The 14,116-nt window shown below is 63.4% G+C and carries 10 protein-coding genes; 7 read left to right on the top strand and 3 right to left on the bottom strand.

Annotated elements, in window-relative coordinates; translation table 11 throughout:
* Positions 1-4 precede the first annotated feature (4 nt).
* From aroK to hemE, 6 genes are all read left to right on the top strand, one after another.
* Positions 5-523 (top strand): shikimate kinase AroK, encoded by a 519-nt coding sequence (gene aroK, locus PPA02S_RS15910; protein WP_028632028.1) that lies wholly within the window; start codon positions 5-7, stop codon positions 521-523.
* A 96-nt stretch (positions 524-619) separates the two neighbouring features.
* Positions 620-1,717 (top strand): 3-dehydroquinate synthase, encoded by a 1,098-nt coding sequence (gene aroB, locus PPA02S_RS15905; protein WP_028632027.1) that lies wholly within the window; start codon positions 620-622, stop codon positions 1,715-1,717.
* Positions 1,718-1,732: 15 nt separating this feature from the next.
* A complete protein-coding gene (locus PPA02S_RS15900; RefSeq protein WP_028632026.1) occupies positions 1,733-3,316 on the top strand; it encodes an SPOR domain-containing protein in 1,584 nt (527 codons plus the stop codon).
* Positions 3,317-3,687: 371 nt separating this feature from the next.
* A complete protein-coding gene (gltB, locus tag PPA02S_RS15895) occupies positions 3,688-8,133 on the top strand; it encodes a glutamate synthase large subunit (protein ID WP_028632025.1) in 4,446 nt (1,481 codons plus the stop codon).
* 123 nt (positions 8,134-8,256) lie between these two features.
* The gene (locus PPA02S_RS15890) at positions 8,257-9,675 is read left to right on the top strand and encodes an FAD-dependent oxidoreductase (RefSeq protein ID WP_028632024.1); all 1,419 of its coding nucleotides are present in this window, start codon (positions 8,257-8,259) and stop codon (positions 9,673-9,675) included.
* Between the two features lie 163 nt (positions 9,676-9,838).
* A complete protein-coding gene (gene hemE, locus PPA02S_RS15885; protein WP_028632023.1) occupies positions 9,839-10,903 on the top strand; it encodes a uroporphyrinogen decarboxylase in 1,065 nt (354 codons plus the stop codon).
* A 30-nt stretch (positions 10,904-10,933) separates the two neighbouring features.
* Here the strand turns inward: hemE and PPA02S_RS15880 are convergent, their stop codons facing one another.
* Positions 10,934-12,178, bottom strand: a complete 1,245-nt coding sequence (locus tag PPA02S_RS15880; RefSeq protein ID WP_028632022.1) for an MFS transporter — start codon at positions 12,176-12,178, stop codon at positions 10,934-10,936.
* Positions 12,179-12,286: 108 nt separating this feature from the next.
* On the opposite strand from PPA02S_RS15880, the gene PPA02S_RS15875 reads away from it, so the two are divergent.
* Positions 12,287-13,180 carry a LysR family transcriptional regulator gene (locus PPA02S_RS15875; protein ID WP_028632021.1) on the top strand — a complete coding sequence of 298 codons (894 nt, stop codon included), beginning with the start codon at positions 12,287-12,289 and terminating at the stop codon, positions 13,178-13,180.
* 29 nt (positions 13,181-13,209) lie between these two features.
* On the opposite strand, the gene PPA02S_RS15870 is transcribed toward PPA02S_RS15875, so the two are convergent.
* Both PPA02S_RS15870 and PPA02S_RS15865 read right to left on the bottom strand, forming a co-directional pair.
* Positions 13,210-13,656 carry a hypothetical protein gene (locus PPA02S_RS15870; protein WP_028632020.1) on the bottom strand — a complete coding sequence of 149 codons (447 nt, stop codon included), beginning with the start codon at positions 13,654-13,656 and terminating at the stop codon, positions 13,210-13,212.
* Between the two features lie 21 nt (positions 13,657-13,677).
* Positions 13,678-14,103, bottom strand: coding sequence for a hypothetical protein (locus tag PPA02S_RS15865; protein ID WP_028632019.1), 426 nt, complete (start codon positions 14,101-14,103; stop codon positions 13,678-13,680).
* Between the last annotated feature and the right edge of the window lie 13 nt (positions 14,104-14,116).

Here is a 14,116-nt window from a genome sequence, read left to right as displayed (position 1 = left end):
TTCTGTGCGAAATTTGATACTTGTGGGGCCCATGGGTGCTGGCAAAAGCACCATCGGGCGCCTATTGGCCAAAGAGCTGCGCCTGCTGTTCAAGGATTCCGACAAGGAAATCGAACTGCGATGCGGCGCCAACATCCCGTGGATCTTCGACAAGGAAGGGGAGCCGGGCTTCCGTGACCGCGAGCAGGCCATGCTCGCCGAGCTGTGCGAACTCGACGGCGTGGTGGTTGCCACCGGTGGCGGCGCGGTGATGCGTGAAGCCAACCGCCTTGCCCTGCACCAGGGCGGGCGGGTCATCTACCTGCACGCCTCGGTCGAGCAGCAGGTCGGGCGCACCGCCCGCGACCGCAACCGCCCCCTGCTGCGCACCGCGAACCCCGAAGCCACCCTGCGCACCTTGCTCGAAACCCGTGACCCGCTCTACCGGGAGATCGCGGACCTTGTGGTGGAAACCGACGAACGGCCGCCGCGCATGGTGGTAATCGACATTCTCGAACGCCTGCAGCAGTTGCCCCCCCGTTAACCCGGGACTATTCTCGGCCTCCTGCGTCGAGCGAGGTCAAACGTTACCGCGTGGCTTGCCCGAACGGCGCCGCGCCCAAGATCATTGTGGGGATACATGCAGACACTGAAGGTCGACCTGGGCGAGCGTAGCTACCCGATCTACATTGGCGAAGGCCTGCTGGACCAGCCCGAGCTGCTGGCGCCGCACATCGCCGGGCGGCAGGTGGCCATTGTCTCCAACGAGACGGTTGCCCCTCTGTACCTCGAACGCCTCACCCGTACCCTGGGTGCCTACGCTGTGCTGCCAGTGGTGCTGCCCGATGGCGAGGCGCACAAGAACTGGCAAACCCTGCAACTGATCTTCGACGGCCTGCTGACGGCACGGCACGACCGCCGCACCACCGTGATCGCCCTGGGCGGCGGCGTGATCGGCGACATGGCCGGCTTTGCCGCTGCGTGCTACCAGCGCGGCGTTGATTTCATCCAGGTCCCCACCACCCTGCTGTCCCAGGTGGATTCCTCGGTTGGCGGCAAGACTGGCATCAACCACCCGCTGGGCAAAAACATGGTCGGCGCGTTCTACCAGCCCAATGCGGTGCTGATCGATACCACCAGCCTGAGCACCCTGCCGGCACGCGAGCTGTCCGCCGGCCTGGCCGAAGTGATCAAGTACGGCCTGATCTGCGACAAGCCCTTCCTGGAATGGCTCGAAGACAATATGCAGGCGCTGCGCGGCCTTGACTCGGCAGCGCTCACCCAGGCCATCAGCCGCTCCTGTGCAGCCAAGGCTGCGGTGGTGGGGGCGGATGAGCGCGAGTCAGGCGTGCGCGCCACCCTGAACCTGGGCCACACCTTCGGGCATGCCATCGAGACCCACATGGGCTACGGTGTGTGGCTGCATGGTGAAGCGGTTTCGGCGGGTACGGTAATGGCCCTGGAAATGTCCATGCGCCTTGGCTGGATCGCCCAGGCCGAACGTGATCGCGGCATCCGCCTGCTGCGCGATGCAGGTTTGCCGGTGGTGCCACCACAGGAAATGACCCCGGCGCATTTCATGGAGCACATGGCGGTCGACAAGAAGGTGCTGGACGGCCGTCTGCGTCTGGTGCTGCTGCGCCAGATGGGCGAGGCCGTCGTCACCGACGACTATCCTAAAGAGATTCTTCAGGCCACCTTGTCCGCGGATTACCGCGCGATCGTGGCCCAGCTTTGAGGTTGTGACAGCGCAATGACCAGTTTGCATGCCGATGAGGCCTTTCTCGACCATTACCAGTTGAGCCACGACCCGTTCGCACCCCGTGTGCCCGGTTTCAAATTCTTCCCTGCCCAGCGCAAGCCGGTGTTGGGCCAGCTGCACCATCTGGCCCGTTACAGCCAGCTGATGCTGGTGGTCAGCGGGCCGTTGGGCAGCGGCAAGACACTGCTGCGCCAGGCCTTGGTGGCCAGCACCAACAAGCAGTCGGTGCAAAGCGTCGTGGTGTCTGCCCGCAGTGCCGGCGATGCCGCCAGCGTGCTGGCGCACATCGCCCAGGACCTGGGCGTTGCCCAGCCCGAAGTGCAGGCCATCCTGTCCAAGGTCGTGCAGCTGGCACTGACCGGCCAGGAGGTGTACCTGCTGGTGGACGATGCGGAACAACTTGGCGAGTCGGCACTCCAAGCGTTGCTGGAGTTGGCAGCAGGCGTGCCGGAAGGCCGCCCGCATGTGTTCCTGTTCGGTGAGCCGTCGCTGATTGCAGGGCTGGACGAACTCGAGATCGAGGAAGAACGTTTCCACATCATCGAGCTTGCCCCCTATAGCGAAGAGGAAACCCGCGAATACCTGGAGCAGCGCCTGGACGGTGCTGGCCGGGGCATCGAGGTGTTCAGCCGTGAACAGATTGCCGACATCCATGAAAATTCCGACGGTTGGCCTGGCAACATCAACCAGGTCGCCCGTGACACGTTGATCGAAGCCATGATCGCCAGCCGTTCGACGGTCAAGCGACCATCCATGGGGTTCAAAATGCCGAAGAAACATGTGCTCGCGCTGTCTGCTGTGGTCGTTGTCGCCGTCGCGGCTGCCGTGTTGATGCCCAGAAAGGGCGACAAGGCCCCAGCCGAAGCGCCAGCGGCCCAGGCGCAGCTGCCGCTGGGCGATGGCAAGGGTGCGGCCATCGAATTCTCGGGCTCCTCGCAGCCCACGCCATTGCCGCTGGTAGGGCAGTCGCAACCGGTGATGCGCGAACCCCTGGCCCAGGCCGCTGGCATGGGTGAGGGTGAAGAGGGCAGCCCTGCCGGTGAAACCGCACTGCAGCCAGGCAACCCACCGCCTACCGTGACCACCATCGCGCCGCCCCAGGGCGTGGCAGCAGGCCCTGCGCCAACGCCCGCCCAGCCCGTGCAGCAGGCGGCGGCGCCCAAGCCAGCCGCCACCCAGCAGGCCAAGCCTGCTGCACAGGCCAAGGCCGAGCCTGCACCTACCCAGGTTGCTGTTGCCAAGCCAGCGCCCAAGGCGGTCGAGAAGCCGGCTGCCGGGGGCAGTGGCAATGGTGGCTGGTACACCGGGCAGAAGCCGGGTAACTACGTGGTGCAAATCCTGGGCACCAGCTCCGAGGCGTCTGCCCAGGCCTTCGTCAAGGCGCAGGGTGGCGAGTACCGCTACTTCAAGAAAACCTTGCAGGGCAAGCCGCTCTACGTGGTCACTTATGGCAGCTTTGCCAACCGTGATGCGGCCGTTGCGGCCATCAAGAACTTGCCAGCGAAGGTCCAGGCTGGTAAACCTTGGCCACGTACCGTCGCCAGCGTCCAACAAGAGCTGGCCTCGGCCCGCTGATACCTTCCGGGCGGCATCACCCCGCCGCCCAGTAGCCAAGCGAATTCTAGCGTTCGACTAGCCTGCTGCGCCCAAGCGCGGCAGGCTTTTCTGTCCCGGACTGCCGGCCACAAGCCTACGTTGCAGTCATGGCTGAAACGCTTCAGACTCAAGTCACGTCGCTACCACGGCAGTTGGCGCAAAAACATTCAAAATTGCGACATAAATTTTCAATGGTGAGACATGAAAATTTGTGGGCGCGACTGTCGCTGTGCAACAATGGTTTTCCATGGCCACCGCAAAAAGCTGGCATTTGATCGGCGTGGATGGTAAGTGGTTGTTAAAAAAGAGATTTGCCTCCGTTGAGGGGTGAACCTGGTGAGAAAGTGTCTATGAAAACAGGTCTGTACCATCCCGAAGAATTCAAGGACAACTGTGGTTTTGGCCTGATCGCCCATATGACGGGCGAACCCAGCCACCACCTTCTGCAAACCGCCATGCAGGCGCTCACGTGCATGACCCACCGTGGCGGTATCAACGCCGACGGCAAGACCGGTGACGGTTGTGGTCTGCTGATGCAGAAGCCCGACCAGTTCCTGCGCGCCGTGGCCCAGGAGCATTTTGCCGCCGAGCTGCCAAGGCAGTACGCCGTGGGCATGGTGTTCTTCAACCAGGACCCGGTCAAAGCCGAAGCCGCCCGCGCCAACATGGACCGCGAAATCGTCGCGGCTGGCCTCAACCTGGTCGGCTGGCGCAAGGTGCCGATCGATACCAGCGTGCTCGGCCGCCTGGCCCTGGAGCGTCTGCCGCAGATCGAGCAGGTGTTCATCGGCGGCGAAGGCCTGAGTGACCAGGAATTCGCCATCAAGCTGTTCAGCGCACGTCGCCGTTCGTCGGTGGCCAACGCCCACGACGCCGACCACTACATCTGCAGCTTTTCGCACAAGACCATCATCTACAAGGGCCTGATGATGCCGCGCGATCTGGCGGCCTTCTACCCGGACCTCGGTGATGAGCGCCTGCAGACCGCCATTTGCGTGTTCCACCAGCGCTTCTCCACCAACACCTTGCCCAAGTGGCCGCTGGCGCAGCCGTTCCGCTTCCTTGCCCACAACGGTGAAATCAACACCATCACCGGTAACCGCAACTGGGCGATGGCACGCCGTACCAAGTTCGCCAATGACCAGATCCCCGACCTCGATGAGCTCGGCCCGCTGGTCAACCGCGTGGGCTCCGACTCGTCCAGCATGGACAACATGCTCGAACTGATGGTGACCGGCGGTATCGACCTGTTCCGTGGCGTGCGCATGCTGGTACCGCCAGCCTGGCAGAACGTCGAGACCATGGACGCCGACCTGCGCGCCTTCTACGAATACAATTCCATGCACATGGAGCCGTGGGATGGCCCGGCCGGTATCGTCATGACCGAAGGCCGCCACGCGGTGTGCCTGCTCGACCGCAACGGCCTGCGCCCGGCGCGTTGGGTCACCACCACCAACGGCTACATCACCATCGCCTCTGAAATCGGCGTATGGGGCTATCAGCCGGATGAAGTGCTGGCAAAAGGCCGTGTGGGCCCGGGCCAGATCTTGGCCGTGGACACCGAAACCGGTCAGATTCTCGACACCGACGCCATCGATGACCGCCTCAAGTCCCGTCACCCCTACAAGCGCTGGCTGCGTCAGCATGCCACGCGTATCCAGGCGACGCTGACCGACGACCAGGGCGTGGCCAGCTACGACGCTGACCAGCTCAAGCAGTTCATGAAGATGTTCCAGGTTACCTTCGAGGAGCGCGACCAGGTACTGCGCCCGCTGGGTGAACAGGGCCAGGAAGCGGTCGGTTCGATGGGGGATGACACCCCCATGGCGGTGCTGTCGCAACGGGTGCGTTCGCCGTACGACTTCTTCCGCCAGCAGTTTGCCCAGGTCACCAACCCGCCGATCGACCCGCTGCGCGAAGCGATCGTGATGTCGCTGGAAATCTGCCTGGGTGCCGAGCGCAACATCTTCCAGGAATCCCCCGAGCATGCCTCGCGGGTGATTCTCAGCTCGCCGGTGGTCTCGCCTGCCAAATGGCGCTCGCTGATGAGCCTGGAGCGTGAAGGCTTCGAGCGCCAGCTGATCGACCTGAACTATGAAGAAAGCGTCGGCCTGGAAGCGGCCATTCGCAACATCGCCGACCAGGCTGAAGAGGCCGTGCGGGCTGGCAAGACCCAGCTGGTACTGAGCGACCGCCACATCGCACCCGGCAAGCTGCCGGTGCATGCGTCGCTGGCCGTGGGCGCTGTGCACCACCGCCTGACCGACAAGGGCCTGCGTTGCGACAGCAACATCCTGGTAGAAACCGCCACTGCCCGTGACCCCCACCACTTTGCAGTGCTGCTGGGCTTCGGCGCCTCGGCGGTGTACCCATACCTGGCTTACGAAGTGCTGGCCGACCTGATCCGCACCGGCGAAGTGCTGGGTGACCTGGACGAAGTGTTCAAGTACTACCGCAAGGGCATCTCCAAGGGCCTGCTGAAGATCCTGTCGAAGATGGGGATCTCCACCATCGCCTCCTACCGGGGTGCGCAGCTGTTCGAAGCCATCGGCCTGTCCGAAGAAGTGGTCGGCCTGAGCTTCAAGGGCGTTTCCAGCCGCATCAAGGGTGCGCGCTTCCAGGACCTGGAAAGCGACCAGAAACTGCTGGCCGCCGAAGCCTGGAGTGCGCGCAAGCCGATCCAGCAAGGCGGCTTGCTGAAGTTCGTCCACGGCGGCGAGTACCACGCCTACAACCCGGACGTGGTCAACACCCTGCAAGCCGCCGTGCAGCAGGGCGATTACGCCAAGTTCAAGGAATACACCTCGCTGGTCGACCAGCGCCCGGTGTCGATGATCCGCGACCTGTTGAAAGTGAAGGTGGCCGAGCAGCCACTGGCGCTGGACCAGGTCGAACCGCTGGACGCCATCCTCAAGCGCTTCGACTCGGCGGGTATCTCGCTGGGTGCACTGTCGCCTGAGGCCCACGAAGCACTGGCTGAAGCCATGAACCGCCTGGGTGCGCGTTCCAACTCCGGTGAGGGCGGCGAAGACCCATCACGCTACGGCACCATCCGCAGTTCCAAGATCAAGCAGGTGGCGACCGGCCGTTTCGGCGTTACGCCCGAATACCTGGTCAACGCCGAAGTGCTGCAAATCAAGGTTGCCCAGGGCGCCAAGCCCGGCGAGGGTGGCCAGTTGCCCGGTGGCAAGGTCAATGGCCTGATCGCCCGCCTGCGTTACGCGGTGCCGGGGGTGACGCTGATCTCGCCACCGCCGCACCACGATATCTACTCCATCGAAGACCTGGCCCAGCTGATCTATGACCTCAAGCAGGTCAACCCGCAGGCGCTGGTGTCGGTGAAGCTGGTGGCTGAAGCAGGCGTAGGCACCATTGCTGCCGGCGTGGCCAAGGCCTATGCCGACCTCATTACCATTTCCGGTTATGACGGTGGCACCGGCGCCTCGCCGCTGACGTCGATCAAGTATGCTGGCGCCCCGTGGGAGCTGGGCCTTGCCGAAACCCACCAGACCCTGCGCGGCAACGACCTGCGCGGCAAGGTGCGGGTGCAGACCGACGGCGGCCTCAAGACCGGCCTGGACGTGATCAAGGCGGCAATCCTGGGGGCCGAGAGCTTCGGCTTCGGCACCGCCCCGATGATTGCCTTGGGTTGCAAGTACCTGCGCATCTGCCACCTGAACAACTGCGCCACCGGCGTGGCCACCCAGAACGACAAGCTGCGCAAGGACCATTACATCGGCACCGTCGACATGGTGGTCAACTTCTTCACCTTCGTCGCTGAAGAGACCCGTGAGTGGCTGGCCAAGCTGGGCGTACGAAGCCTGGGTGAGCTGATCGGCCGCACCGACCTGCTAGATGTGCTGCCGGGCGACACCGAGCGCCAGCAGTACCTCGACCTGACGCCGCTGCTGGGCAGCTCGCACATCCCGGCAGACAAGCCGCAGTTCTGTGAAGTCGACCGCAACCCACCCTTCGACCAGGGCGAGCTGGCCGAGAAGATGGTCGAGATGGCCATGCCGGCCATCCGCGACCAGGCCGGCGGCGAATTCAGCCTGGACATCTGCAACTGCGACCGCTCCATCGGTGCGCGGGTATCGGGCGAGATTGCCCGGCTGCATGGCAACCAGGGCATGGCCAGCGCGCCGATCACGTTCCGCTTCAACGGTACCGCCGGCCAGAGCTTCGGCGTATGGAACGCCGGTGGCCTGAACCTGTACCTGCAGGGCGACGCCAACGACTATGTGGGCAAGGGCATGACGGGTGGCAAGTTGACCATCGTGCCGCCAGCGGGCAGCCCGTTCAAAACCCAGCACAGCGCCATCGTTGGCAACACCTGCCTGTACGGTGCCACTGGCGGCAAGTTGTTCGCTGCCGGTACTGCAGGCGAGCGCTTCGCTGTACGTAACTCCGGCGCCCATGCCGTTGTCGAGGGCACCGGCGATCACTGCTGTGAATACATGACCGGTGGCTTTGTCTGCGTGCTGGGCAAGACCGGTTACAACTTCGGTTCTGGCATGACGGGCGGCTTCGCCTACGTGCTCGACATGGACAACAGCTTCGTCGACAAGCTCAACCACGAGCTGGTGGAAATCCAGCGCATCAGTGGTGAAGCGATGGAGGCTTACCGCACCCACCTGGCGCGGGTCCTTGCCGAGTATGTGGATGAAACCGACAGTGAGTGGGGGCGCGAGCTTTCCGAGAACCTGGACGACTACGTGCGGCGCTTCTGGCTGGTCAAGCCCAAGGCCGCCAACCTGAAGCAGTTGCTGTCCAGCACCCGTGCCAACCCGCAGTAATACAGCTGCAAGCAGGCAAGCCCCACGCTGCAGATAGAAGCAGTACGGGGTTTGCCAGGCTTACGTGATCGTCTTGTGGCTTGCAGCTAAACGCTTGCAGCTGCTGTTAAGAGGTTTTGAAAAATGGCTGAACGTCTGAATAACGACTTCCAGTTCATCGAGGTGGGCCGCAAGGACCCGAAGAAAAAGCTGCTGCGCCAGCGCAAGAAGGAGTTCGTGGAAATCTACGAACCGTTCAAGCCGCAGCAGTCTGTGGAACAGGCGCACCGCTGCCTGGGCTGTGGTAACCCGTACTGCGAATGGAAGTGCCCGGTGCACAACTTCATCCCCAACTGGTTGAAGCTGGTGTCCGAAGGCAACATCCTGGCGGCGGCGGAATTGTCGCACCAGACCAACACCCTGCCGGAAGTATGCGGGCGGGTGTGCCCACAGGACCGCCTGTGTGAAGGTGCCTGCACGCTGAACGACGGCTTTGGCGCGGTGACCATCGGTTCGGTGGAGAAGTACATCACCGATACCGCCTTCGCCATGGGCTGGCGCCCGGACATGTCCAAGGTCAAGCCCACCGGCAAGCGCGTGGCCATCATCGGTGCTGGCCCGGCGGGCTTGGGCTGTGCCGATGTACTGGTGCGCGCCGGGGTAACCCCGGTGGTGTTCGATCGCAACCCGGAAATCGGCGGCCTGCTGACCTTCGGCATCCCCGAATTCAAGCTGGAAAAAACCGTGCTCAGCAACCGCCGTGAAGTGTTCACCGGCATGGGCATCGAGTTCCGCCTGAACACCGAGGTGGGCAAGGATGTAACCCTTGAGCAACTGCTGGCCGAGTACGATGCAGTGTTCATGGGCATGGGCACCTACACCTACATGAAGGGGGGCTTCCCCGGCGAGGACCTGCCAGGGGTGCACGATGCCCTGGACTTCCTGATCGCCAACGTCAACCGCAACCTGGGCTTCGAGAAGTCGCCGGAAGATTTCGTCGACATGCAGGGCAAGCGGGTGGTGGTGCTCGGTGGTGGTGACACCGCCATGGACTGCAACCGCACCTCCATTCGCCAGGGCGCCAAGGCCGTGACGTGTGCCTATCGCCGTGACGAAGCCAACATGCCCGGTTCGCGCAAGGAAGTTAAGAACGCCAAGGAAGAGGGCGTGAAGTTCCTGTACAACCGCCAGCCCATTGCGATCGTGGGTGAGGACAAGGTCGAGGGCGTGAAAGTGGTGGAAACCCGCCTGGGTGAGCCCGACGCCCGTGGCCGCCGCAGCCCGGAGCCAATCCCGGGTTCTGAAGAGATCCTGCCGGCCGATGCGGTGGTCATCGCCTTCGGCTTCCGCCCAAGCCCCGCCCCCTGGTTCGAGCAGCACGGCATCCAACTGGACAGCCAGGGCCGTGTGGTAGCGCCGGAGCAGGGCAAGTTCAAGCACCAGACCAGCAACCCGAAGGTGTTTGCCGGCGGCGACATGGTGCGCGGGTCCGACCTGGTAGTGACCGCCATTTTCGAAGGGCGCACCGCTGCCGAAGGCATCCTGGACTTCCTGGAAGTGTGAGGTCGGCTGCCGGCTCCTGCAAGGTACGCGTTATCTGCAGGGGCCGGCTTTGTACGCGACACAGCTTGACCCAACGCATCCAATAGACAAAACGCATGGTCTCAGCCGTGCCTTTTGTGCTGGCGTCTGAGAAAATGCCCCCACTTTTTTTCCGGATGCCGACATGACTGCCCTGAAGAACGATCGTTTCCTGCGTGCACTGCTCAAGCAACCCGTAGACGTCACCCCGGTGTGGATGATGCGCCAGGCCGGCCGCTACCTCCCGGAATATCGCGCCAGCCGTGCCAAGGCCGGTGACTTCATGAGCCTGTGCAAAAACCCGCAGTTCGCCTGCGAGGTCACCCTGCAGCCACTGGACCGCTACCCGCTGGACGCCGCGATCCTGTTCTCGGACATCCTCACCATCCCTGATGCCATGGGCCTTGGCCTGTACTTCGAAACCGGCGAAGGCCCGCGTTTCAGAAAGGTGGTCAGCACCCCGGCCGACATCGAAGCACTGCCCGTGCCCGATGCCCAGAAAGACTTGGGCTACGTGATGGACGCCGTCAGCACCATCCGCCGCGAGCTCAATGGCCGGGTACCGCTGATCGGCTTCTCAGGCAGCCCGTGGACGCTGGCCACGTACATGGTCGAAGGCGGCTCGTCCAAGGACTTCCGCAAGACCAAGGCCATGGCCTACGACAACCCCCAGGCGCTGCACCTGTTGCTGGACAAGCTGGCCCAGTCGGTCACAACGTACCTCAATGGCCAGATCCTGGCCGGCGCACAGGCGGTGCAGATCTTCGACACCTGGGGTGGCAACCTGTCGGCTGCGGCGTACCAGGAGTTTTCCCTGGCCTACATGCGCAAGATCGTCAGTGGCCTGATTCGCGAGCACGAAGGGCGCAAGGTGCCGGTCATCCTGTTCACCAAGAACGGCGGCCTGTGGCTCGAAAGCATTGCCGAAGCGGGTGCCGATGCACTGGGCCTGGACTGGACCTGCGATATCGGCGATGCCCGCCGCCGTGTGGGTAACCAGGTGGCCCTGCAAGGCAACATGGATCCGACCGTGCTGTACGCCCGGCCCGAAGCCATCCGCAAAGAAGTGGCGCGTATTCTGGCCAGCTACGGCCAGGGCAGTGGGCACGTGTTCAACCTGGGCCATGGCATTACCCCGGAAGTCGACCCGGAGCATGCCGGTGTGTTCATCAACGCCGTGCACGAACTGTCAGCGCAGTACCATCAGTAAAGGCCAGCTCGCGGGCATGCCCGCGAGCCCCTACGCCGCCTTTGGCGGTAGCTTGCTCAGGTGCAACGCCACCAGCAGCGCTACCGCCAGCAGGCTGCCGATGAACAACCCGATGCCGTTCCACCCCCACTGGTGCCAGAACACCCCGCCTGCCGTCCCGGCCACGCTCGACCCCGCGTAGTAGCAGAACAGATACAGCGATGACGCCTGCCCCTTGGCCCGCAAGGCGCGGCGGCCGATCCAGCTGCTGGCCACCGAGTGTGCCCCGAAGAAGCCGAAGGTGAACACCAGCATGCCCATGATCACCATGAACAATGGGCTGGCCAGGGTTATCAGCATGCCCCCCGCCATGACCACGATACTCGCCCAGAACACCTTGCGCCGGCCCAGCTTGTCGGCCAGTGCGCCCACCTGCGCCGAGCTGTAGATACCCGACAGGTACACCACCGACAGCAGCCCCACCAGCGCCTGGTTCATGTGGTAAGGCTCCGCCAGCAGGCGATAGCCAATGTAGTTGAACAGGGTGACGAAGGCGCCCATCAGCAGGAACGCTTCGAGGAACAGCCAAGGCAGCCCGGCATCCTTGAAATGCACCACGAAGCCGTCCAGCAGGCTGCGCGGGTTCATGGCCTGGGGGCGGAAGTTGCGCGACTCGGGCAGCACTTTCCAGAACACCACCGCCGCCAGCAATGCCAGGCCACCCACCGTGAGCATCGCCGTGTGCCAGCTGACGAAGTCGATCAGCACGCCGGTAATCAGCCGGCCGCTCATGCCACCAATGGCATTGCCGCCGATGTACAGGCCCATGGCCAGGCCGATGTGCTGCGGGTGAATCTCCTCGCTCAGGTAGGTCATTGCCACCGCTGCCAGGCCGCTCAGGGACAGCCCGACCAGTGCGCGGGTGGCCAGCACCAGCTCCCAGCTCGGCATCACGGCGCTGGCGATGGTGCACAGCGCCGCGCACACCAGCGCGAACACCATCACCGGCTTGCGTCCAATACGGTCGGAGACGGGGCCGGTTATCAACAACCCGAACGCCAGCATGCCGGTTGCGACCGACAGCACCAGGCTGCTCTGCGCGGCATTGATGGCAAATTCCTTCGACAGCAGCGGCATCATCGGCTGCACGCAGTACAGCAGGGCAAAGGTGGCAAAGCCGCCACTGAACAGCGCCAGCACGGTTTTCATGAAGGCTGGCGTGCCTTTCTCGATCCACAGGTCGTTGATGGAGGCAGTCTCAGGTTCAGCAGGCAAGGGAACAGCGGCGGTTTTCACTGGTGGGTACCTCAGGCGCGATGGAAAAAGCATATAGCTGCCTAATGATTAGATCCAATATATTGTTCGACCTATTTAAGACGTTTCACGACCTGTTGGAGCCTGCCCATGGAGCTGCGTCACCTGCGCTATTTCGTTGCCGTTGCCGAAGAATTGCACTTTGGCCGCGCCGCCCAGCAGCTGGGCATTTCACAGCCGCCCCTGAGCCAGCAGATCCAGGCGCTGGAGCACGAGCTGGGCGCCAGGTTGTTCGAGCGTACCAACCGTCGGGTGGAACTCAGCGAGGCCGGGCGGCTGTTTCTGGAGGAGGCCCGGCTGGTACTGGCCCAGGTCGAGAAGGCGGCCGATGTGGCCAGGCGTGCCCAGTTGGGGGAGCTGGGCGAGATGAAGATCGGCTTTACGTCCTCTGCGCCGTTCACGTCGAAGATCCCCCAGGCGATCCATGCCTTCCGCCAGCGCTTTCCGGCAGTGCACCTGAACCTCAAGGAAATGAGCAGCCGCGAAGTCGCCGAAGGGGTGTTCGATGAGTCCATCGAAGTGGGCCTGATGCGGCCGATGCCGCTGCCCCAAGGGTTGGTTGCCACGGAGCTGTTCCGCGAGCCACTGGTGGCGGTGATCAATGCCTCGCATGCGCTGGCTCAGGCCACGGAGCAAGGCGTGCATCTGGCAGCGCTGGCCCAGGAACCTTTTGTGTTCTTCCCGCGCAGCTATGGCAGTGGTTTGTATGCCCAGCTGCTCAGCCTGGCGCGTCAGGCAGGCTTCAGCCCGCACTTTGCCCAGGAGGCAGGGGAGGCGATGACGATCATCGGGCTGGTGTCGGCGGGGCTTGGGGTGTCGGTGCTGCCGGCTTCTTACCAGCGTATGCGCATCGAGGGCGTGGTGTACCGCACGTTACTGGATACCGAAGCCACGTCTGCCGTGTGGCTGGTACAGCGCCAGTGCCAGCAGTCGGCGATGGCCACAGCCTTCGCCGAACTGCTGACCGGGCAGGTTCAGGCCTGACACCAGCCTGCCCCGGTTGCGCCTGGGTATCAGTCTACGCGGGCCAGGTCGCCCTTGATGGCAACACCGGCGATGACCGCGCCGGCATGGCACTCGTAGGTGGCCGGGTCTTTGCGCTCGTTGCGCTTGTAGTAGCTGACGATGTTGGTCACGGCATTGGCGTTGGCCTTGCGCGCAGCGTCCTGCATGGTCAGCAGGGCCGACTGCAGGGCCCATTCGCAGGCCACTTCGTCACTCTTGTTGAAGGCGTTGGTCTTCTTGTTGGTCACGGCGTTGGGGCTGACCACCTTGACCTTGCCGCGTGGCTGTACGCCCGCCAGGTAGAACTTGACCGAGCCATCGAGCTTCTTCTCGGCAAGCATTTGCTGCACTACCTTGTCGAAGGGCAGGAACAGCGCGGTATCACGGGCCTGGCTCAGGCCTGGCAGTGCAGCCAGCAGCAGGGCAGTGGCGGCGGTAAGGGTCTTCAAGCGCATCGGTTCTTCCTTGGTCGGTGGTTAGGGGGTAACGCTGCTTTGTTGCAACAGGCTCTGGCTGCTCACTGTGTTGAGCTCACGCACGATGCTGCGGTCCAGGTTGTAGACCCAGCGGTTGTAGTTGCGGTGGATCTTGCCGTCCTTGTACCCCAGTTCGCGGCTGTCGCGATAGGCGATGCGGAACTGGCTGGCGCTGTAGTGGATATCCACGGCAGCGAAGAAGGTGTTGCGCACGGTGATGTCGGCCTGGATCACGCTCGGGTTTACCGAGCGTGCCGTCCAGCCGCGGTCGGCAATGGCCTTCAGAATGGCCTGTTGCACCTGCTGTTGGGTGTAGGGTGTCGCGGAGGCCAGCTGTTCAGCCGGGTTCAGCACCGGCTTCGACGTACAGCCGGCCAGGCCGGTGAGTACAAGGCCCAGGGCCGCTGCGCGGATCAGAGGGGACATTCCATACTCTCCA

Source organism: Pseudomonas parafulva NBRC 16636 = DSM 17004 (assembly GCF_000730645.1).
Classification (GTDB): Bacteria; Pseudomonadota; Gammaproteobacteria; order Pseudomonadales; family Pseudomonadaceae; genus Aquipseudomonas; species Aquipseudomonas parafulva.
This window is presented reverse-complemented; position numbering and strand designations above follow the sequence as displayed.

Bases quoted from the DNA above. Each gene is read 5' to 3' on its own strand.
- aroB (WP_028632027.1), top strand. From the start codon at position 620: ATGCAGACACTGAAGGTCGACCTGGGCGAGCGTAGCTACCCGATCTAC.
- PPA02S_RS15900 (WP_028632026.1), top strand. From the start codon at position 1,733: ATGACCAGTTTGCATGCCGATGAGGCCTTTCTCGACCATTACCAGTTG.
- gltB (WP_028632025.1), top strand. From the start codon at position 3,688: ATGAAAACAGGTCTGTACCATCCCGAAGAATTCAAGGACAACTGTGGT.
- PPA02S_RS15890 (WP_028632024.1), top strand. From the start codon at position 8,257: ATGGCTGAACGTCTGAATAACGACTTCCAGTTCATCGAGGTGGGCCGC.
- hemE (WP_028632023.1), top strand. From the start codon at position 9,839: ATGACTGCCCTGAAGAACGATCGTTTCCTGCGTGCACTGCTCAAGCAA.
- PPA02S_RS15875 (WP_028632021.1), top strand. From the start codon at position 12,287: ATGGAGCTGCGTCACCTGCGCTATTTCGTTGCCGTTGCCGAAGAATTG.
- PPA02S_RS15870 (WP_028632020.1), bottom strand. From the start codon at position 13,656: ATGCGCTTGAAGACCCTTACCGCCGCCACTGCCCTGCTGCTGGCTGCA.
- PPA02S_RS15865 (WP_028632019.1), bottom strand. From the start codon at position 14,103: ATGTCCCCTCTGATCCGCGCAGCGGCCCTGGGCCTTGTACTCACCGGC.